The sequence below is a fragment of the Sphingomonas sp. Leaf67 genome (assembly GCF_001421965.1).
GTDB lineage: Bacteria > Pseudomonadota > Alphaproteobacteria > Sphingomonadales > Sphingomonadaceae > Sphingomonas.
On the sequence record NZ_LMLP01000021.1, the window covers coordinates 218,746 to 239,193 of the forward strand.

A 20,448-nucleotide genomic window follows, 5' to 3' on the forward strand; every position below is an offset into this window, starting at 1 on the left:
GCAGGCGCGTTGCCTGCACCGGTGTCGACCGAGTCATGTATCTCGATTTTTATCTGGGCAGGAGTGATCGCGATGACGATACCGGCAGCGCCGCCGCCATGGCCCGGAAGGCTGGGCGGGCTTGGTCTCGGCGGCGATATTGGTACCATGCTGGCGGAACGCGGCATGGCGGAGTTGAAGGTCGGTACGAAGCTTTCGGACGATGTCCGTCAGGCGGCCGTCGGCAATTCTCGATTGCGTATCCTGCGGCCGGGTAACATGGCGACAATGGACTTCGTGCAGGACCGCATCAACCTGATCGTGGACGGCGATGGAACCATCATCGAAATTCGGTGCGGATAAGCTGTCGTCGATGAACAGGTGTTGGCCCGCCTCGAACCATGCGACAAGGACGGGAAATTCCGGGTCCACCGGTCGCCAGGCCTGACCATTCGGTGAATTGCGCACCGGGTGACGTGCTCCCATTCTTTCACCCGGTGACGACCCGGGACCAGCCGATGGTGTCGCACGAGCACGGGTAACGCAACGGGCGGGGCTGATCGCTTGGGGTTAGTCCTTCTCGACAGGCTGGAACCCGCGTTCGGAGCCAACGGATGGGGGCGGGACGACGGCCAAAGGCCTTAATCCAGCGCCATCGCCTGCGCGGCCAGCGCTTCGGCCTCAACCAGCAGCGCATCGTCGGCCGACCCCTGCGTCACCCGTTCGCGGCCGATCAGCACCAGCACCGGGACCGCCAGCGGGCTGACCCGTTCCAGCGTGACGTGCCGCATCCGGGATTCGGCGGTTTCGAGCAAGACGGCCAATCGTCCGACATCGGTCATTCTTGCCCGCGCATCTTCCCACGCCGCCTGCAACAACAGATGGCCGGGTTCGTATTTGCGCAGCACGTCGTAGATCAGGTCGGTCGAGAAGGTGACCTGCTTGCCAGTCTTGCGCTTGCCGGGATGCTGGCGTTCGACAAGGCCGCCGATGACCGCCACCTCGCGGAACGCGCGCTTGAGCAGCGCCGATCCCTGTACCCAGTCGACGAACTCATGTTCGAGAATGTCGGGCGAAAACAACGCTCCCGGATCGGTAATCGGTTCGAGTGCGTAGCAGGCGAGTGCATAGTCGTTCGACACGAACCCGATCGGGTTCAGCCCCAATGCCTCCATCCGCCGCGTGATCAACATGCCGAGCGACTGGTGCGCGTTCCACCCTTCGAAGCTGTAGGCGACCATATAGTGCCGCCCGTCATGGGGGAAGGTTTCGACCAGCAATTCGCCCGCGCGCGGCAGCACCGATCGCCGCGCCTGTATCTCCAGCCATTCGCGGACATCGTCGGGGAAGCGGTGCCATTCGCCGGCATCGGCGAGGAAGCCGCGCACCCGGTCGGCGAGGTTGGTCGACAATGCCATGCGTGTGCCGCCATATTTGGGGATGCGCGCGGGCTTGCTGGTCGCGCGGACGACCAGATCGGTCAGCTCGATCTTCTCGACCTCGAGGCTCAAGCCGGAGAAGAAGAAGGTGTCGCCCGGCGACAGGGTCGAGGCGAAATATTCCTCGACCGTGCCCAGCCGCCGCCCGTTCCTGAACCGCACGTCGAGCGTCGGGGCGTCGACGATGATGCCGGCGTTCAAGCGGTGTTGCGCGATAAAACCCGGTTTGGTGACGGTCCAGCGGCCATCGCTCCCCAAGCGCAGGCGCTTGAATTTATCATATGCCTTCAGCGCGTAGCCGCCCTCGGCGATATAGTGCAGGACGCGGTCGAACGTGTCGCGGTCGAGCGCCGAATAGGGCAGGGCCCCACGCACTTCGTCGAGCATGTCGGCAGTGTCGAACGGTTCGGCGCAGGCGCAGCCCATCAGATGCTGCGCCAGCACGTCCAGCGTGCCGGGGCGAAACACGTCGCGGTCGAGCTCGCCGGCATCGACCGCGTCGAGGGCCGCCTGCGCCTCTAGAAATTCGAAACGGTTGCCGGGCACCAGCAGCGCCTTCGACGATTCGTCCAGCCGGTGGTTGGCGCGCCCGATCCGCTGGAGCAGGCGCGAAGACCCCTTGGGCGCGCCCATCTGGATCACGCAATCGACATTGCCCCAATCGACGCCGAGGTCGAGGCTGGCGGTGGCGACCAGCGCGCGCAATCGGCCGTCGGCCATCGCCTGTTCGACCTTGCGCCGCGCTTCGCGGTCAAGGCTGCCGTGATGGACGCCGATCGGCAACTGGTCGTCATTCGCCTTCCACAGATCCTGAAAGATCAGTTCGGCGAGGCTGCGGGTGTTGCAGAAGACGATGGTCGTGCGGTGGGCGCGGATTTCGCGCATCACCTGTTCGGCGGCGTAGCGCCCCGAATGGCCCGACCACGGGATGCGCTCCTGTGGCAGCAGGATGCGGATATCGGGTTCGGCCCCCGCCTCGCCCTGCACCAGCGCCACCGTATCGATATCGCCATCGGGACCGAGCCATGCGCGATAGCCATCGGGATCGGCGACCGTCGCCGACAGCGCGACACGGCGCAGCGTGGGTGCGAATTTCTGCAACCGGGTCAGGCACAGCGACAACAGGTCGCCGCGCTTGTCGGTGGCAAAGGCATGGACTTCGTCGATGACGATCGTCGAGAGCGACGCGAACAGCTTGTCGCTGTCGGGGTAGGACAGCAACAGGCTGAGCGATTCCGGCGTCGTCAGCAGGATATGCGGGGGTTTGGCGCGCTGGCGTGCCTTGCGATCGGACGGGGTGTCGCCGGTGCGCGTTTCGACCCGGATCGGCAGTCCCATGTCGGCGATCGGGGTCAGCAGGTTGCGCTGCACGTCGACCGCAAGCGCCTTGAGCGGCGAGATGTAGAGGGTATGGAGCCCGTCGCGCGGGGTATCGATCAAATCGACCAGCGTCGGCAGGAAACCGGCCAGCGTCTTGCCCGCCCCGGTCGCGGCGACCAGCAGGGCATGGCGTCCGGCGCGCGCCTGTTCGAGCATTTCTAGCTGATGGCGGCGGGGGGTCCAGCCGCGTGCGGCGAACCAGTCGGACAGGGGAGCAGGAAGGTTTCGCACGAACCACGATGTAGGATCGCGGGCGCACGACTGCAAAGCGGGCGGGGCGCTTCCGTACCCCGCCCGTTGCCGAACTTACTTCTTGTCCGTGCCGGCGGCACCTTCGATGGCCGATCCGGCCGATTTCAGGTCCTTGCCGGCGCCGTTCACCGTGTTGCACGCGCCGAGCGTGACGGTGGCGGCAAGGGCGACGATGAGACCGATCTTGCGGGTCATGGCATTTCTCCTTCGTGATAAAACCGGGTTGTGGCGGGCCGAAATACGCCGACCCGCCACCTACACTCAGCGCAACTTACGACGTGCCGCCGTGGTTGCACCGAAACTTGCCGCTGCCGCACCGATCAGCAGCGCGAGCACGAGGACGAACGAGGTACCGGCTGCCGCACCGGCTGCCTTGTCGGTTGCCGACTTGGCGGTCGCGACCGCTTCGTCCTTGGTCTGGACGAACTGCTGCTTGGCGCGCGTGACCTGCGCCTGCGCCTCGGGGCGGCTGATCTTGCGCTGTGCCGCGACGATATCGACGATGCGGCTTTCGGCACGCTGGCCATCGGCACCGCCACGGGCGAGTGCGGGCAGCTGCCTCGCGATTTCGGTCTGCGCCTGTTCGGGGGTCATCTGCGCCGGATCATTGGGCGCGTCCGAGAGATAGGCGGCGGCTTCGCTCCGCACATCCTGCGCGACGTCCTTGACGTCATTGGCATCGACACCCGCGACCGACGCGGCGACGGGCGCTGTCGAAGCGACCGTACCGACCGCGCTGCCCGCCGTACCGGCGACCGCGCCGACGGTGCGGAATGCGCCGCCGATGATGCCGCCGACCGCCGAGGTCAGCAGATACAGCGTCAGGATCAGCGTGACGCCCCACACGACCAGCCCATGGACCAGCGCGTCGAACCGTTCGGTCACGCCCGACACGCGAGCCGCGGCATAGCCGCCCGCGCCCAGTGCGACGACAGTGGTGATCAGCCAGTAAAGACCCGCACCGATGCCGAAGCCGGCGGCGCCGGGGGTGGTGCCCTCCACCGGATCGACCATCGTCAGGCCGATGCCGGCACCGAGGATGCCGAGCACCAGCTGTACCGCGACCGCGATCACGACCCCGGCGAATACCGCGCCCCACGAGATACGGGTCGGCGTCTTGTCCACATAAGCGGGGTCGGCCGGCCGGTAGCCGGTGTTCAGATTGGTCGCCATAGTTACTCCTGTTGGTTACGGAACGTCGCGGTCAGCGCCGCGACGATGGTTTTTCCCCGGCAGCTTCGCCCGCAGCCTTTTCGGCGGAGCCGCGATCGCGGGCGTCGTCGTCGCCGATCAGCTTGCCGATCGCTTCGTGGACCGATCCCTTGACGGCGCGGACCGACGGCTTGTCGTCGGCACCCTTGGGGTCGGGGGGAGTCTTGTCGTTCATTCGGCTGCCTCCCGATCGCCGGTTTCCAGCCGCGTGCCGTCGTCGAAGCCGCGGGTGCGTGCCCATGCCACCGCCGCGATCCGGCGGTTGACGCCGATTTTCGCGTAGATGCGGGCGACATGGTTGCGAACGGTGTTGGACGATACGTCCAGCGTGCGCGCGATCGTCTTGTCGTCCTGACCCCGACAGATCAGTGCCAGCACGTCGCGTTCGCGTGGCGTCAGGTCGTTCAGACCGGGGCCGGTCTTGTTGCCCGGCGGCGTGCGCAGCCGGGCCAGCTTGTCCATCACCGACCGGCTGAACCAGCTGGTATCCTTCATCACCGCCTCGATCGCCTCGACCAGCTCGACTTCGGTCGCCTTGCGCTGGGTGATGTCCTGCATCGCCCACAACACACAGGCACCGTCGCCCAGCCGGATCGCTTCGGTCGATACGATACAGTCGAGGATCGCGCCGTCCTTGGCATGGATGCGCACCTCTTCATCGCGCAGATCCTGCCCGGCATCGATCGCCGCCTCGACACGGCGGCGGACGGCGGGACTTTCCCAGAGCCCGACGTCGCCGAGCGGCCGGCCGATGATTTCCTCGGACGAATAGCCGGTCATCTGCACGAAACTGGCATTCACCTCACACAGCAGGTGGCCGTCGCGCGCGCCGATCGCCATCGGCACCGGTGCCATCTGGAACGTCCGGGTGAAGCGTTCCTCGCTGTGGCGCAGCGCGTCTTGCGCGCGACGGCGGGGTTCGAGATCGGCGAAGGTGAATAGCAGGCAGGGTTCGTCGCCCATCTCGATCGGCTGTCCGGCGACGATCACCAGCTTGGTCTCACCGTTCGGCAGGTCGAGTTCTGCCTCCATCTGCGGAATGGTGCGCCCCTCGGCCAGCCGTTCCTTGGCCAGATCGCGCCGCTCGGCACCGCGCAGCACGTCGATGTCGTACACTGTCCGATCCAGCACCTGATCGCGGTCATAGCCGGTCATGTCGAGGAACCCCTGATTGACCTTCACGAACCGCAGATCGCGCAGGCGGCAGATGACGGCAGGGGCTGGATTCGCGTTGAACGACTGTTCGAACCGGTCCTCGGCCTCATACCGGGCGGTCACGTCCTGCACGACCAGCACCAGACAGGCCGGTTCGGCATCGTCGGCATCGTTCAGCACGAGGCTGCGCACCTGATGCGTCCAGCGCGGCTTGTCCTCGCCCGCCACCGTCACCTCGACCACCACTTCCGAAAAACGGTCGCCCGATACGACCCGGTCGATCGGGTAATCGTCGGCGGACAGGCGGTGATTGTTGCGATAGTGCAGCTGAAAACGCGACCGGTATTCGTCGACCGTCGCCCCCAGATCGGCAATATCCTTCACGCCGTGCATCGCGAGCGCGGCGTCGTTCGCCCATAACAGGCTCTGATCGGGATCGATCAGGATCACGCCTTCGTCGAGACCGACGATGATCTGCCGCAAATGCCGCAGATCGGCCGTCTCGCGCAGCGAGGTGAACGACGCCTTCGTCATGCTGCGATCAGTCGTGCCGTCCGTGGATCAGCCAGCCCAGACCATAGCCGAGCGCGATTGCGCCCAGTGCCCAGACCAGCGGCTGTTCCTGTGCGGTGCGCACGGTGGTCTCGCCGCCGCGCTGTGCGGCATCGGCCACCTGCCTGCCGGTCGATTCCAGACGGTCGCGGGCATCCTTCAGCAGGCCCGGCGCACTGTCGATCGCGTCGTTCAGGATCGACTTGGCGCGGCCGTAGCCGTGCTGCGCGCCGCCCGCAACCTGATCGACGACGCCATCGGCCTGCCAGTCGCTGCGGCCGGCGACATCGCCTACGGCCTTTTCAACCTTGCCGGTCGCATAGCGGATGCTGCCTTCGAATTCGTCGTTGTTCATCGATCGTCTCCTGTATGCATGAATGGGATCGGGGCGTCAGGGCAGGACGTTGCAACCCGCCGCGGCCTTGCCGACCGCCAGCGGGATCGCCGGGTCCTTCAGCTCGCTGGCGACGCGGATCAGGTCGCCGACGGTCAGGACGCCCGGATTGGGGTCGTTCTTGCCATAGGCGGCGGCGGCGCGACCGAGCTGCTGCAACTGTCCGAGCGAGAGGTCACCCTGCAAACGGGTGCCGACGCAATCGGCACGCTGCGTATCGAGACCATAGCGCTGCAACCCTGTAGAAATACGGGTGGCGGGTGCAGCACATGCCGATAGCGTGGCCGCACCGATCAAGATCAGCGCCAATGGTTTCATGGTCGGTTCCTCCGACCGGGGCGTAAACACGCGGCCGGTTCGGGCGCATCAACCGACCGGCAGGATTACCGTTCCTGGTATTTCTGCTGCAAGGACTAGTAGCAAACTACCATGTCGTTCGGGATGTTTCGCGACGAAATGTGACAAATTCAATGTCGAGCGAATTGCTAAACGATATTTGTACAGCGCGTTCAGGAAGTTGTCCCAAGCGTGCCGATGCGGTGTCGGTCGAGCCAGTTTCACTGACTCAACGGCGACAGTAGGCCCGAGCGACAGCCAGCGTACGATATCGCACATTCACCGCTTACCACAGATCGGCGATCAACTGGTCCAGCCGCGCCTTGCAGTCGCGGGTCAGCGCGATCCAGCAGCGGCGACCATCGGCCGGATCGGGCTGACGCACGACCAGCCCGGCCTCTTCCATCAACGATACCCAGCGCAGCCAGGTGGTCGATGGTACGCGGATCATCGGTGCCACCGCCGATACCGACATCGGCCGGCCTTCCTCTTCGGCGATGTAGAGCTGGAACAGCGCGTCATAGACCGGATCGGTCACCTTCACCGGATACAGGCCGGCGATGCGGTCCTTCATCGCGATCAGGCGGCGGGCGCGGGCGGCATTTTCCGACGTGCCGTCCTCGACCATGCCGGATCGTGCCCGTCGCGCCGCAGCCGGTGGCGATGGCGCAGCGTTCCCGCAAGGATCAGGAGGAGCGTCGGATAGGCACTCATTGCGTGCAGGATCAGATAGACTTCCCGGTACGGGCGCGGGGCGTACCAGATCGCCAGATGCAGCATCAGGCCAACGATCAGAATTGCGCTTAGCCATATCGGCCAGAACCTTTCCGCCAGCATCGCCAGCGTACAAAATGCCAGAGTGAGGACAAGATCGACCGCGAAGATGCCGGTCTCGCGGTCGGCGAACGGCCGGTCGGAAACGACCGCGAGCGTGGCGACAACCGCGACCAGGATCGCGAGCATCGCGATCCGTTCGGGTGCTCCGCCACGCCACAGCGTCCAGACCGATACGGTCCCCAGCAGCGCCAGAAAGAGCCAGACGTTCACGGCGTCGCCCGATCGGTTAGGCCGTGACCGGCAGCGGTGCGCGGATCGCATCGCCGGTCGACCCTTTGGCGGTCGGTGGCCGCTGGGCGATCGCGGTGGTCGCCCGACAGGATGGCTGGTGCATGACGTGCCCCTTGGTCGCTTCAGGAACGCAGGCTCGCGAAGATCGATACGAGGCCCACGGCGGCGACGACCGCCATCGCCAGCGCAGCGCACATCGCCACGACCAGCCCGACGATCATCAACGTCCGACCGCCCGCGCCAAAGCGATGGGGTTCGATCGTTCGTTCGAGATAGAGCAGCCGGGACAACCATCCTCCCGATCCACGCTCGACCCGCGCGGCGGACAGTGTCGGGGGCGGGGGCACTGGCTCAACCCGTTCGAACATACCCCCATGTTCGGAGGGGGCATCGGCGACCGGCGGTTCCCGCAAGGCAACGGGTGCCGCACCCAGCATCCGTGCCGCTTCCTTGCGGTTGCGCGCGCCCAGCTTCCGCCGCGCATCGGCGAGATAGCCGTTGACCGTCGCGACCGAAATGCCGAGTTCGGCGGCGATCTGGCCCGTGTCATAATGCTGCGCCACCAGGTCGAGGCAGCGGCGTTCACGCGGTGTCAGGCGGGCGAGGGCTTCCGATTCGGTCACAACCGGACGTTTACCGCCATGCCCGGCCTTTCCAACGCCCGCGCCTCTCGGTTGCCGGAATAATTCGGACTTCGGTACGCTACACACCTTGCGAACAGGGCGATGCGGGTACGTGTGCCGGCACGGTATGCTCGTCGCGACCGGCGCAGGCCGTGCTTCCAAACTCCGCCTCGGGGGGGGGGGCGTCCGGCTATCCCCGCCGGGTGGCGTCCGTCAGTTTCAGTTCGTCGAGCAAGGCGGCGAAATGCGTCAGGGCGGCATCGTTCGGGCCGGGATAGGGGCCCTCGGTCGGCTGGTCGCCGATATAGCCCATATCCGCCTTCCCCTCGGGCAGGCTGTAGAAGCCCAGGATGAAGAGGTTGCGCAGCCGGTCCATGAACGCGACCGGCTGGGCCATGGCCAGCGACGGGGTGGCGACGGTCAGCGCGTCGAGCAGCATCGTCCGCCGCGCGGGCGTCGATGCGGCGAATGTCGCACCGTGCAGCGCCCGACTCTGCGCGTCGAGCCAGAGGAGCCCGGCGAGGATCCTGCCGCGATCCTCCTGCTGTCGCGGATAGGGGGCGCTGATCCATTCGTCGATGAACGCTCCGACGCCAAGGGTGCCGGCACCGGGCGATGCCTTGTCGGCGGGCAGGATCAGGTCGCCGAGCAGGTCGATGGTCGCGCGCTGCCCCCTGGTCAGGGTGAGCGGCCATGGCACCTTGGGATCGGTCAGGTCGGGATCGCGGCCATAGCCCTTTGCCGGCGGCAGGTCGGGGACCTGTGCGGGCCAGTCGACCACCCCGAAGGGCGGCGGGATGCCGGCCTCGCTCACCACCGGCGCGATGGCCGGCAGCCGTGCGGTGAGCGTCAGGGCGGTCGCGGTCGCGAACCATTGCAGGGTCGTGCGGCGGCTGAAGGTCATGCGAGCGCTCCCGACCGCAGGCGCGTCGCCAATCGTTCCGATGCGCGCAGCGTGAGCGCGAGGATCGTCAGGGTCGGATTCTTGTGCGGTCCCGATGCGAAGGTCGCACCGTCCATCAGTACGATATTGTCGACGTCCCATGTCTGGCCATAGCCGTCGACGACCGAGGATCGCCGGTCGCTGCCCATGCGCGCGGTGCCGAGTTCGTGAATGATCTCGCCGCCCGCCGTCATGATCTTTTCGGGCGGCAAATCGGGGTCGAGGATCGTGCCGTTCAGCCGGCGGAACACCGAATGCGCGGCACGACGGCCATGCGCGACCTGATTGATCTCATGCTGCGACCATTTGAACGCGAAGCGCAGCACCGGAATACCGAAGCGGTCCTTCACCCCCGGATCGATCTCGCAATAGGAATCCTTGTTGGGGATCATCTCGCCGCGCAGCGTCAGTCCGATCGTCGCGCCGGACCGTTCGCGCACCGCCTGTTTCAACGCCGGTCCCCATGCGCGCGGCAATGCGGTGTCGGGCGGAATGCCGAACCGGCCGTTGATTTCGAAATGATAGCCACGCGCGAAATCCAGTTCGCCGCGATGCTGCTGGCCGTACAGCCAGAACGGGATGTAGATATGCTGCCCGCCAATCCCGTCCTCGTTATAGCGCGGGCGGTTTGCGAGGCCGGGAATATAGGCGCGGAACGACGCGCCGGTGGAATCGGTCAGGTTGCGGCCGAGTTCGCCCGAGGTGTTGGCAAGGGCGCGCCCGTCCTGTCCCGAATTGAGCAACAGGCGCGTCGTCTCGCCGGTACCGGCGGCCAGCACGACCGCGCGTGCCGTGATTTGGTGGCGCATGCCGGTCTTGCGGTCGACATATTCGACGCCGCCAGCGCGGTTGCCCGACGCCATCACCACCCGCGATACCATCGCATCGGTGACGACGCGCAGCCGCCCGGTCGCCTTCGCCATCGGCAGCAGCGAGGTCGTGGTCTGGAACATCGCGCCGATGGTGCAGCCGCGCGTACACGGCGTCGCGTTGAAACACGCGCTGCGCGGTGCGACCGGGTCCGGCATGTCGCGCGTCAGCACCGCGGTATGCGCGGCGCGCACGGGAATGCCGAGGCTTTCGGCCGCCGCGGTGATCAGCATTTCGGGCACGCGGGGTTTGGGCGGCGGCATCAGGCAGTCCGCCGGCGAATCCGGGTGGTTCTCCAGTCCGATCGGCCCGCCATTGACGCCGATCATCCGTTCGACCCGGTCGTAGAACGGCGCGACATCGTCATAGCCGATCGGCCAGTCGACCCCCAGCCCGTCGCGGGAAAAGGGTTTGAAGTCGTACGGACCGAAGCGCGGCACGTGCCGCCCCCAGTGATTGGTGCGGCCGCCCAGCATCCGGGGACGATACCAGCGGAAATCGGTGCCTTCGCGCATCGTGTACGGCTCGCCATCGACCTGCCAGCCGCCATCGACCGTCGCGTCGAAATAGCCGAACGGCTTGTCGGGAGTGCCCGTGCCGCGCAGCGGTGCCGCGCTTTCGGGGGCGAACATGTTCACCTCCTTCTGCGGATCATAGTCGCGCCCGGCCTCGAGGATCAGGCAGCGGAGGCCCGATTTGGTCAGGCTGTACGCCGCCATCCCGCCCGCCGCGCCCGACCCGACGATGACGACGTCGATCGCGGCGTCGGCCGCGCCGGTCACTTGGCCGCCCCGGTGGCCGATGGCCCGATCGGGCGCAGCTTGATGTTGCGGAACGCGACCGGTTCGCCATGGTCCTGCAGGCCGATGACCCCGCTGGGGAAGGTGCCGAACTGCGGCATCCCGGCGAATTTCGATCCCGCCACCCGGCGACGCCAGCCATCGTCGCCATAGGAAACGTCGGCGGTCGGCGTCCCGTTCAGCCATTGCCGGATCCGGCCGCGCTCCACCAGCAGGCGGGCATGGTTCCAACTGCCGGCCGGTCGCGCCGCGCCGGCGGGGGGTGCCGTCATGTCGTACAGCGCGCCGGCGCGGTGCGTCGGGATCTTGCCGTCGGAATGGCCGGCATCGTCGAGCACCTGCATCTCCAGCCCGGTCTGATACAGCAGCGGCGCGCCCGGCACCTTGCGCGCGAGATAGAGGATGCCGCTATTGCCGCCGCGCGCCACCTTCCAGTCGAGCGTCAGTTCGAACGCGCCATAGCGATCGGCGGTCACCAGATCGGTTCCGCTCATCTGTCCGTCGGCCTTGATCAGCGTCAGCGCGCCATCGCGGACCGTCCACGTCGCGGGCGGTGTCCCGCCGTCGAACGATCGCCATCCCGACAGGTCGCGCCCGTTGAACAGCAGTCGCCAGCCCTGCGCGCGTTCCTGCGCACTCAGGACATTGTCGCGAACCGGTCCGGCGGCGAGCGGCGATGCGAGCATCACCATGGCCAAGCCGATGCCGAGTGCCGTGCGCATGCGGATTCTCCTGTCGATCGGCGTGCTTCGTCGCCGCCGTTGCCACCGGCTTACCGACTGTACGTTCGTTTTCAAGGCGCGTCCGACCGCGCGACCGAAGCCGTCCCCAATCGTTATGCGGTGCGCAGGAGATTGCCCGATGCACCGCCCCCGTCCGATCACAGCTTCCCCCCGCCGCCGGCAAGGTACCGAATGCGCGGGTACGGGCGGCATCGCATGGTGAGCGTCGCGCTGCCCCCGGCACTGGCGGACTGGCGGGAGGCACCGCGCGTCCGCGCGCGCAACGCGTCCGGCGTCGCGGACGGTGGACGCTATGTGCTGTGCTGGTTGCAACAGGCGCTGCGCGCGGACGACAATCCGGTGATCGACGCGGCGATCCGCCTCGGCAATGCGCTGGCGCTGCCGGTGCTGGTCTATCACGGCGTGCGCGAGGATTACCCTTACGCCTCCGACCGGCTGCACCATTTCATCCTCGGCGCCGGTCGCGATCTGGCGGCGGGGTGCCGCGCACGGGGGCTGACCTGCGTCCATCATATCGACCGGGCGGGCCACCGCGAGAAGGGGCTGGTCCACCGCCTCGCCGCCGATGCCGCCGCGCTGGTGGTGGAGGATCAGCCGACCTTCGTCGCGCGCTGGCAGGTGGATCGCGTCGCCGACCGCGCGGCGGTCGCGGTCTATGCGGTGAATGCAGCCTGTCTGGTGCCGCCCGCCGTCATCGGCGACGGGATCAGCGGCCGGTCGGGCTTCCTGCGTCGCCACGAACCCGCGCGCGGGGACTGGGTCGATGCCGATGTCGAAAAGCCGATGGTCGCGCCCTATGCCGGAGACCTGCCATTCGCACCCGACCGGCTCGACACGATCGACCTCGACACCGTCGTCGCCGGTCTGGCGATCGACCACAGCCTGCCGGTCAGCGCCGCCTTTCCCGCCGGGCGGATGGCGGCGGAGGAACGCTTGGCGCGGCTGGTCCGCGACGTGCTGCCGGGCTATGCCGCCGCGCGCAACGACGCGACCCGGCGCGAGGGAGCCAGCGGCCTGTCCCCCTATCTCCATTTCGGGGTGCTCGGCCCGCGCGAGGTGATGCGCGCGGTCGGGGACAGCGATGCAGGCGCCAAACACCGCACGAAATTCGCCGACGAGCTGCTCGGGTGGCGCGAATGGTTTCACTATCAGGCGCGCGCGCTGGCCGCGCCCGAACGCTATGACCGGGTCGCGGCATGGGCACGGACGACGCTGGCCGATCATGCCGGCGATCCGCGCCCCGATCTTGAAAGCCTGTCGGCGATGGCGCGGGGCGAGACGCGCGACGAAAGCTGGAATGCTTGCCAGCGCCAGTTTCTGCGCTTCGGCTGGATGCACAATAATCTGCGCATGTACTGGGCGAAACGGATCATCGCGATGACACCCGACCCCGAAACGGCATGGGCAACGGCGTGCTATCTGAACGACCGGCTCAGCCTCGATGGGCGCGATCCGGCGACCTATGGCAATATCGCGGCAATGTTCGGCGGTTCGCCCGGCGACCGCGAACGGCCGGTCTATGGGCGGGTCGCCACACGGGGCGACGGATCGACGCGCCACCGCGACGGCGGTGATGCGTGGCTGGCCCGGGCGGCATCGCGGCCGGTGCCGGCGATCGATGTCCCGGCCGATGTGCCGCGCGACCGCTATCTGATGTCCTGACCGATCGCATCGGGAGTCGCATCGTTTACAACATGTTGGACGATCGGGCTTTGGTGTATCCCTGTGGACAAACCGGGTACAAATGATTAACGCGCGTCGATGGCGGCGGCGTTGTTTCTTCTGTGTGCGGTGGTGCTGGCCTTTGTCGGGGGTACCGGGAACTGGACGTTGATCGCGACCGTCACCCTCGCGATGGCGTCGGGCAGCACCTTGCCCGATCTCGATACCCCGTTGCGACTGCGCCATCGCAGCGCGCTGCTCCACAGTATCCTGCCGCCGGGTATCGCGCTGCTCGACCCGCGGACCTGGCCGGTGGCGGCGGGGCTGGCGTTCGGGATCGGGCTGCATCTCGCCGCCGATCTGTTTCCACGGACGATGCGCGGCTTTGCGACCATCAAGCTGCCGTTATGGGGATCGATCGGCGTGATCCCGTCCTACGGATGGATCGTCGTCAACATCGCGGCGAACGTCGTCGCCGGGATCGTGGTGCTCGACCGTATCGCCACGCGACAGGCCGCGGCGGGCGCGCTGGCCGCCGCCGGGGTGATCGGCATGGTCTATCTGATCCGGACCGAGGGGGGGTGGCAGGCGCTGGCAGCGCTGACCGTCCTTGGCTGGCTGATGCTGCGCTGACCGGCGGGGCATTGCCCGGCGGGGCGGGGGGTGCGACACAGGTGGTTCTCCCTGTATCGACGGAGCTTTCATGCGCCTGTTTCCCGTTACCGCCGCCGCTACCTTCCTGATGCTGTCGACGACCGCCCTCGCCGCGCCGCTGCCCGCGACCAATCCGTTCGCGCGCGCCAGCACGCTGCCGTTCGAAGCGCCGCCGTTCGACCGGATCAAGAGCACCGATTACGGCCCCGCGATCCGCGCCGGCATGGCCGAACAACGTGCCGAGATCACCGCGATCACCCGCGCCCGCAGCGCACCGACCTTCGACAACACCATCGCCGCGATGGAGCGGTCGGGCCGTCTGCTCGAACGGGCCAGCCTCGCCTTTTACGGGGTGGTCGGTGCCAATACCGACGATACGTTGCAGGCGACGCAGGCCGAACTGGCCCCCGCCTATGCCGCGCATCAGGATGCGATCAACCTCGACCCCGCCTTGTTCGCCCGGGTCAAGACGCTGTACGACCAGCGCCAGTCGCTGCGGCTGAACGCCGAACAGTTGCAGGTGCTGACCCTGACCTATCAGGGGATGGTCCGTGCCGGTGCCTTGCTGTCGCCGGCCGACAAGAAGACGCTGAGCGCCTATAACGCGCAATTGTCGACGCTGGAGACGGCGTTCCAGCAAAAGCTGCTGGCGGCGGCAAAGGCCGGCGCGCTGGTGATCGACGACCGGGCAAAGCTGGACGGCTTGTCGGAGGGCGAGATCGCGGCGGCCGCCGATGCGGCGAAGGCGCGCGGGCTGGCCGGCAAATATGTTCTGACGTTGCAGAACACGACGCAGCAGCCCGAACTGGCGACGTTGAAGAACCGCGCGACGCGCGAGGCACTGTTCAACGCCAGCTGGACCCGCGCGGCAAAGGGCGATGCGAACGACACCCGCGCGACGATCGTGAAGATCGCGGCGCTGCGCGCGCAAAAGGCGAAGCTGCTCGGCTTCGCCACCTGGGCCGATTACGTGTTGCAGGACCAGATGGCGCAGAATCCGAAGACCGCGCTCGGCTTCATGCAGCAACTGGGAACGCCCGTCGCCGCCGAACAGCGGCGCGAGGCGGCGGAACTACAGGCGCGGATCGCCGCGACCGGCGGCGATTTCGAGCTGAAGCCATGGGACTGGGACTATTATTCCGAACAGGTCCGCAAGGCGCGCTACGACCTGAACCAGGACGAGCTGAAGCCCTATTTCGAAATCGACAAGGTGCTGACCGACGGCGTCTTCTATGCCGCCAACCAGCTATACGGGCTGACGTTCAAGCGGCGGACCGACATTCCGGTCTATCATCCCGACATCAGCGTCTACGAGGTGCTGGAGGCGAACGGCACCCCGGTCGGGCTGATGTATTTCGACCTGTGGAAGCGCGACAACAAGAATGGCGGCGCGTGGATGTCGAACTTCGTCAACCAGTCGAAGCTGCTGGGGACGAAGCCGGTCATCTATAATGTCAGCAATTTCACCAAGCCCGCCGCCGGTCAGCCCGCGCTGATCAGTTTCGACGACGTGACGACCATGTTCCATGAATTCGGTCACGCGCTGCACGGCCTGTTCGCGAACCAGACCTATCCCAGCATCTCGGGCACCAACACCGCGCGCGATTTCGTCGAATTCCCGTCGCAGTTCAACGAACACTGGGCGCTGAACCCCAAGGTCCTGCCGCATTACGCCGTCCATTACCGGACCGGACAGGTCATTCCGCAGACCCTGATCGACAAGATCAAGCGCGCCGGCACGTTCAATTCAGGCTATTCGTTCGGCGAGGCGCTGGCCGCCGCCGAAATGGATATGAGCTGGCATTCGCTGACCGCCGCACAGGGGGTGCAGGACGCCGATGCGTTCGAGACGAAGGCGCTGGCCGCCACCGGGCTGGACGTCGCCGACGTGCCGCCGCGCTATCGATCGACCTATTTCCTGCACATCTGGGGCAACGGCTATGCCGCGGGCTATTATGCGTACAGCTGGACCAAGATGCTGAGCGCGAACGCGTTCGACTGGTTCGAGCGCAACGGCGGCATGACCCGCGCCAATGGCCAGCGGTTCCGCGAGATGATCCTGTCGAAGGGCCATACCGAGGATTACGCGGTCATGTTCCGCAACTTCAACGGGGCCGATCCGCAGGTCGGGCCGCTGCTGCGCGACCTGGGGCTGAATGCCGACGGATCGCGTATCGCCGCTGCCGGCACGACGGCCGCCGTGAAATAACCACGCGCCCGATCCGGTGCAACTGCGCCGGATCGGGTCCTGTGGTGGGCGCCGCCGTCAGCCGCTGTTGCGCAGCGCCGTCGCGATGGCATTGATCGACAGCAGGATGCCTTCGCCGATCCGCGCATCGGCCTCGCCCGCGCGGTGCCGCTTGAGCAGTTCGATCTGGAGCAGGTTCAGCGGCTCGATATAGGGTGTGCGCAGCCGGATCGACGCTTCGAGGGCGGGGCTTTTTTCCAGCAGCCGTGTCTGGCGGGTGACCGACAGCAACCCGTCATGCGTCGCCTGCCAGCCTTCGCGAATCCGGCCGAAGATCGCTTCGCTCAGCGCCTTGTCCTCGACCAGCCCGGCATAGCGCGCCGCGACGTCCATGTCGGACTTGGCGAGCACCATTTCCATATTGGCCAGCGTCGCCGCGAACAGCGGCCATGCGGTCGCCATTTCGCGCAGCAACCCCTTGTCCTCGAACGATTGCAGCGCCGCGCCTACCCCGTACCAGCCCGGCAGCATGATCCGCGCCTGTGCCCAGCTGAACACCCACGGAATCGCGCGCAGATCCTCGATCGCGTCGGATTTCTTGCGGCTCGCCGGGCGCGATCCGATCTTCAGGCCGGCGATCTCGGCGATCGGCGTCGCCTGTCGGAAGAAGGTGGTGAAGCCGTCGGTGCCATAGACGAGGCCGCGATAGGCCTTGAACGCCGTATCCGACAGCGTGTCCATGGCAGCGGCGAAGCGTGCCGCATCGGCTGGGTTCAGCGAATCGGGTTCGAGGCTGGCGAGCAACGTCGCCGACGTCATCGCTTCGAGGTTCGTGACCGCACTGTCGCGGGTGCCGTATTTGGCGGCGATGACCTCACCCTGCTCGGTGATGCGGATGCGGCCCTGCACCGTATCGTGCGGCTGCGCCCGGATCGCGGCGAACGACGACCCGCCGCCGCGCCCGACCGCGCCGCCGCGACCGTGGAACAACTGCATCCCGATCCCCGCCTCCTCGAACACAGGCGCCAGCGCCGTCGAGCCCTTCGACAATTGCCACGTCGAGGTGAGGTAGCCGCCATCCTTGTTCGAATCGGAATAGCCGATCATCACCTCCTGATGGCCGCGCGCCTGCGCGATCGCCGCGACCTCGGGCAGCGCCAGCCAGCGGGTCATGATCGCCGGTGCCGCCTCCAGATCGGCGACCGTCTCGAACAGCGGGATCGCCATGATATGCGCCTGCGGGGTCTCGCCCGGCACGTACAGGCCGCTTTCCTTCAGCAGCAGATGTACTTCGAGCAGGTCCGATACCGACTGTGCCATCGACACGATGTAATGGCGGATGCATTCGCGGCCGTAGCGGGCATGGGCGTCGGCGGCGGCGCGCAGGATCGCCAGTTCGGACGCGGTCTGCTCCGAATATTCGGCATAGGGGCTGGTCAGCGGGCGCGGGCTTTCGAGTTCGCGGCGCAGCAGTTCGACGCGCGCATCCTCGTCCAGCGCCTGATAGTCCGGCTCGACCCCGGCGACCTTCAGCAGTTCGGCGACGACGCCCTCATGGATCACGCTGTTCTGGCGCATGTCGAGCGTGGCGAGGTGGAAACCGAACGTCTCGACCGCGCGGATCAGCCGCCCGAGCGCGCCGCCGGTCGACAGCGGACCGTTATTCTGTTGCACCAACCCGCGCGCCAGCGACGCGAGGTCGGCACGGAACGCCGCCGGATCGGCATAGGGTTCGCCGGTCAAATTGCCGGGGCGCGGCGCGACCTTTCCGGTCAGCTTCTGGTGGGTGGCGGCAAGGCGCGCATAGATGCCGCTGATCGCCCGGCGGAACGGTTCGTCGGCACGGGATGCGGCATTGTCACCGCTCTTGTCGGCCAGCGCCGCGATCGCCTCGTCGACGGTCACATGCTCGGTCGAGATCGACAGTTCGGCACCGAGGCTGTGGAGCTGGTCGAGATAATAGCCGAGCACCGCTTCGGCCGCCTTCGCCAGCGCCAGCTTGAGCGCCGCGGCATCGACGAACGGATTGCCGTCGCGGTCGCCGCCGATCCAGCTGCCGGGTTTCAGGAACGATGGCGGGCGCTGGCCCAGCACCCGTTCCCAGCGCGCGTACAGCGCGGGCAGGGTGGGCAGGAACACGTCGCGCAGATAGCTGAGCGCGGTCTCGACCTCGTCGGCGACGTACAGCCGTTCGCGGCGCAGGACGCGGGTCTGCCACAGCAGCGCGATCTGGCGCAGGATCGCTTCGTCGACCCGGTCGCCCTCGGGCGTTTCCTCGGCGCCCTGATCCTTCAGCAGCATCAGGTCGGCGATACGGTTCTTGTGGTCGATCATCGACTTGCGCCGCACCTCGGTCGGGTGCGCGGTCAGTACCGGCGCGATCAGCGCATGGTCGAGCAGCGCCAGCACCGCATTGCGCCCGATGCCCTCGGCCTGCAACTTCTCGATCGCGGTCGCGACATCGGCCCCCGGTTCGGCGGCGATGCCTTGCCGATCCTCGGCCAGATTGGCGAGCATCGAGAACATCATGAACCCGCGCACGAACGCGATCGTGTCGTCGAGGCTGAGGCTGTCGAGCCCCAGGTCGATCGTATCTGCACCTGCCACGCCGCGATGCCGGTCGACCGACGTCGATCGGATATGCTCGATCCGTTTGAACAGCGCCTCCCCGCCATAGGTGCGGATGACGTCACCGAGCAGCCGGCCGAGAAAGCGGATGTCGGGATTGTTCGTGATCGGGGGCAGAGTCGTCATGGCCACACTTGCTGCAATGCGGCAGGATGCGGGTCAAGCGACGATGACGCGCATGGTATAAAGAATGGCCATCGGGTAAGGCGGCGGCGCTGCACCCGATCCGCGGCGGACCTTGTCGAAGGAACCAGCGATGACGATGCCCATGACCCTGTGGTGGCAGATGTGGACCGACGCTGCCCAGACCAGCCTGCGCCTGTGGGAAACGATGGCCGCCTCCGCCGTGGTGATCGACCGGCGGATGCCGATGATCGATGCCGGCCTGCGCAATCCATGGACCGCCGATCATGTCGAACTGACCGGCATGGTCACCGAAAAGACGCAGGCCTTTTCGAAGGCGGGCGATTCGCTGGCAAAAGACATGGCGGCGATGCAGGGGCTGTGGATGCAGGTGATGCAGGACGCGTGGTCGCTCGGGACCGCTGGCCGCATGCCGTCCGCGCGCAGGATCGCGGCAGGGCAGGACCGGGCGATGCGGCTGACCGCGGGCGTTATCGGTGCCGGCGGTCGGGCGCTGACCCCGATCCATGCCAAGGCAACGGCGAATGCGAAGCGGCTGGGGACGTCGAAGCGATGAAGGCTTCCCCTCCCCGATCAGGAAGGGGAGCATGTCGGAGAAGGGTCCGCCGCGGGCATTGAACCGTTTAGGCCGCGTAACGTTTACAGCGGTCGAACCGCACGGAAGACGAGCCGCCCCATTTCGACCCGATCCGCCCCAGCGTCAGTCGCGCCAGTCAAGCACCGGCCAGCCCCGTTTGCGCGCCAGCGCCTTCAGCGGGGCATGGGCGTTGACCGGGAACGGTTCGTCGGCCCAGTCGAATACCGGCGCGTCGGAGACGTGGTCGCTGTAGAACCGGACCGCTACATCGCCGCGCGCAATCCCCTGTTCGGCGGTCCATGCCTCGATCGCGCGCAGCTTGGCCGCGCCGTAGCAATTCTCGCCGTCGATTCGCGCCAGCACGTTCCCGCCATGCTCCTGCGCGCAGTTGGTGGCGATGACCGCATCGAAGCCGAGCAGTTCCGCAATCTCCTGTGCGTAGAACCGATAGGATGCGGTGGCGAGCACCAGCATCCGACCATCGGCACGGTCGGCTTCGATTCGTGCCCGCGCGCCGTCGAGCAGGCCGGTGGCGACCGTCGCCCGCGCAAAGGCGCGAGCCGTATCGGTCAATCGTTCGCCCGGCACCGTGCGGCCCAGCACCAGCCGGTGGGTCATCTCCTTCAACCGGTCGCGCCCGTACAGGCGCAGGACATAGCCGGTGACGGCCACTCCCGCGATCAGCAGCAGCCACAACGCACCTCGTCCGCGTTCCCTAAGCGCATGGCGCAGGAATGGCGTCCATGTCGCGACGCGGGTGATGGTCTTGTCCATGTCATAGATGGCGAGGTCGCGGTGGCGCATGCGCCAAGCGCGTACCATCTTGCCGCGACGCCGCAAATCGCCGAT

The 20,448-nt window shown here is 66.8% G+C and carries 20 protein-coding genes; 5 read left to right on the forward strand and 15 right to left on the reverse strand.

The window, feature by feature from the left end:
* Positions 1–72: 72 nt before the first annotated feature.
* Positions 73–342: an I78 family peptidase inhibitor gene (locus ASE90_RS13190; RefSeq protein WP_235530303.1), complete on the forward strand. Its 270-nt coding sequence runs from the start codon at positions 73–75 to the stop codon at positions 340–342.
* A 278-nt stretch (positions 343–620) separates the two neighbouring features.
* Here ASE90_RS13190 and ASE90_RS13195 read toward each other — a convergent pair whose 3' ends face one another.
* The 13 genes from ASE90_RS13195 to ASE90_RS13250 all read right to left on the reverse strand — a co-directional run bounded on the left by ASE90_RS13195 (position 621) and on the right by ASE90_RS13250 (position 11,725).
* The gene (locus ASE90_RS13195) at positions 621–3,029 is read right to left on the reverse strand and encodes a ligase-associated DNA damage response DEXH box helicase (RefSeq protein ID WP_082449795.1); all 2,409 of its coding nucleotides are present in this window, start codon (positions 3,027–3,029) and stop codon (positions 621–623) included.
* Positions 3,030–3,104: 75 nt separating this feature from the next.
* Positions 3,105–3,245 carry an entericidin A/B family lipoprotein gene (locus ASE90_RS19285; RefSeq protein WP_082449796.1) on the reverse strand — a complete coding sequence of 47 codons (141 nt, stop codon included), beginning with the start codon at positions 3,243–3,245 and terminating at the stop codon, positions 3,105–3,107.
* A gap of 66 nt (positions 3,246–3,311) precedes the next feature.
* Positions 3,312–4,223, reverse strand: a complete 912-nt coding sequence (locus ASE90_RS13200) for a hypothetical protein (protein WP_056001442.1) — start codon at positions 4,221–4,223, stop codon at positions 3,312–3,314.
* Positions 4,224–4,254: 31 nt separating this feature from the next.
* Positions 4,255–4,437: a hypothetical protein gene (locus tag ASE90_RS13205; protein WP_056001445.1), complete on the reverse strand. Its 183-nt coding sequence runs from the start codon at positions 4,435–4,437 to the stop codon at positions 4,255–4,257.
* Positions 4,434–5,951 (reverse strand): PAS domain S-box protein, encoded by a 1,518-nt coding sequence (locus ASE90_RS13210; RefSeq protein WP_056001448.1) that lies wholly within the window; start codon positions 5,949–5,951, stop codon positions 4,434–4,436. The genes ASE90_RS13205 and ASE90_RS13210 overlap by 4 nt, the downstream gene beginning before the upstream one ends.
* 7 nt (positions 5,952–5,958) lie before the next feature.
* Positions 5,959–6,324 carry a CsbD family protein gene (locus ASE90_RS13215; RefSeq protein WP_056001451.1) on the reverse strand — a complete coding sequence of 122 codons (366 nt, stop codon included), beginning with the start codon at positions 6,322–6,324 and terminating at the stop codon, positions 5,959–5,961.
* A 36-nt stretch (positions 6,325–6,360) separates the two neighbouring features.
* On the reverse strand, positions 6,361–6,681 hold the full coding sequence (locus ASE90_RS13220) for a hypothetical protein (RefSeq protein ID WP_056001453.1): 321 nt from the start codon (positions 6,679–6,681) through the stop codon (positions 6,361–6,363).
* Positions 6,682–6,985: 304 nt separating this feature from the next.
* Positions 6,986–7,327, reverse strand: coding sequence for a MarR family transcriptional regulator (locus tag ASE90_RS13225; RefSeq protein WP_056001456.1), 342 nt, complete (start codon positions 7,325–7,327; stop codon positions 6,986–6,988).
* Positions 7,279–7,746: a hypothetical protein gene (locus ASE90_RS20200; RefSeq protein WP_056001459.1), complete on the reverse strand. Its 468-nt coding sequence runs from the start codon at positions 7,744–7,746 to the stop codon at positions 7,279–7,281. The genes ASE90_RS13225 and ASE90_RS20200 overlap by 49 nt, the downstream gene beginning before the upstream one ends.
* A gap of 143 nt (positions 7,747–7,889) precedes the next feature.
* Complete coding sequence (locus tag ASE90_RS13235) at positions 7,890–8,390, reverse strand: helix-turn-helix domain-containing protein (protein ID WP_056001462.1); 501 nt, start codon at positions 8,388–8,390, stop codon at positions 7,890–7,892.
* Between the two features lie 190 nt (positions 8,391–8,580).
* Entirely contained in the window at positions 8,581–9,294 is a 714-nt protein-coding gene (locus tag ASE90_RS13240; RefSeq protein ID WP_056001465.1) for a gluconate 2-dehydrogenase subunit 3 family protein, read from the reverse strand.
* A complete protein-coding gene (locus tag ASE90_RS13245) occupies positions 9,291–10,985 on the reverse strand; it encodes a GMC oxidoreductase (RefSeq protein ID WP_200910897.1) in 1,695 nt (564 codons plus the stop codon). Before ASE90_RS13245 ends, ASE90_RS13240 begins: the two co-directional genes overlap by 4 nt.
* Positions 10,982–11,725, reverse strand: a complete 744-nt coding sequence (locus tag ASE90_RS13250; RefSeq protein WP_200910898.1) for a DUF1080 domain-containing protein — start codon at positions 11,723–11,725, stop codon at positions 10,982–10,984. Before ASE90_RS13250 ends, ASE90_RS13245 begins: the two co-directional genes overlap by 4 nt.
* 216 nt (positions 11,726–11,941) lie before the next feature.
* Between ASE90_RS13250 and ASE90_RS13255 the strand changes: the two genes are divergently transcribed.
* The 3 genes from ASE90_RS13255 (at position 11,942) to ASE90_RS13265 (ending at position 16,271) form a co-directional block, all read left to right on the forward strand.
* On the forward strand, positions 11,942–13,408 hold the full coding sequence (locus ASE90_RS13255; RefSeq protein ID WP_056002296.1) for a deoxyribodipyrimidine photo-lyase: 1,467 nt from the start codon (positions 11,942–11,944) through the stop codon (positions 13,406–13,408).
* A gap of 99 nt (positions 13,409–13,507) precedes the next feature.
* Positions 13,508–14,041 carry a hypothetical protein gene (locus ASE90_RS13260; RefSeq protein ID WP_056001468.1) on the forward strand — a complete coding sequence of 178 codons (534 nt, stop codon included), beginning with the start codon at positions 13,508–13,510 and terminating at the stop codon, positions 14,039–14,041.
* Between the two features lie 70 nt (positions 14,042–14,111).
* A complete protein-coding gene (locus tag ASE90_RS13265; RefSeq protein WP_056001472.1) occupies positions 14,112–16,271 on the forward strand; it encodes a M3 family metallopeptidase in 2,160 nt (719 codons plus the stop codon).
* A gap of 57 nt (positions 16,272–16,328) precedes the next feature.
* Here the strand turns inward: ASE90_RS13265 and ppc are convergent, their stop codons facing one another.
* The gene (gene ppc, locus ASE90_RS13270; RefSeq protein WP_056001475.1) at positions 16,329–19,004 is read right to left on the reverse strand and encodes a phosphoenolpyruvate carboxylase; all 2,676 of its coding nucleotides are present in this window, start codon (positions 19,002–19,004) and stop codon (positions 16,329–16,331) included.
* Between the two features lie 130 nt (positions 19,005–19,134).
* Here ppc and ASE90_RS13275 point away from each other — a divergent pair, with 130 nt between their 5' ends.
* Positions 19,135–19,578 (forward strand): hypothetical protein, encoded by a 444-nt coding sequence (locus ASE90_RS13275; RefSeq protein ID WP_056001478.1) that lies wholly within the window; start codon positions 19,135–19,137, stop codon positions 19,576–19,578.
* A gap of 144 nt (positions 19,579–19,722) precedes the next feature.
* On the opposite strand, the gene ASE90_RS13280 is transcribed toward ASE90_RS13275, so the two are convergent.
* A complete protein-coding gene (locus tag ASE90_RS13280; protein WP_056001481.1) occupies positions 19,723–20,403 on the reverse strand; it encodes an HAD family hydrolase in 681 nt (226 codons plus the stop codon).
* Positions 20,404–20,448 lie beyond the last annotated feature (45 nt).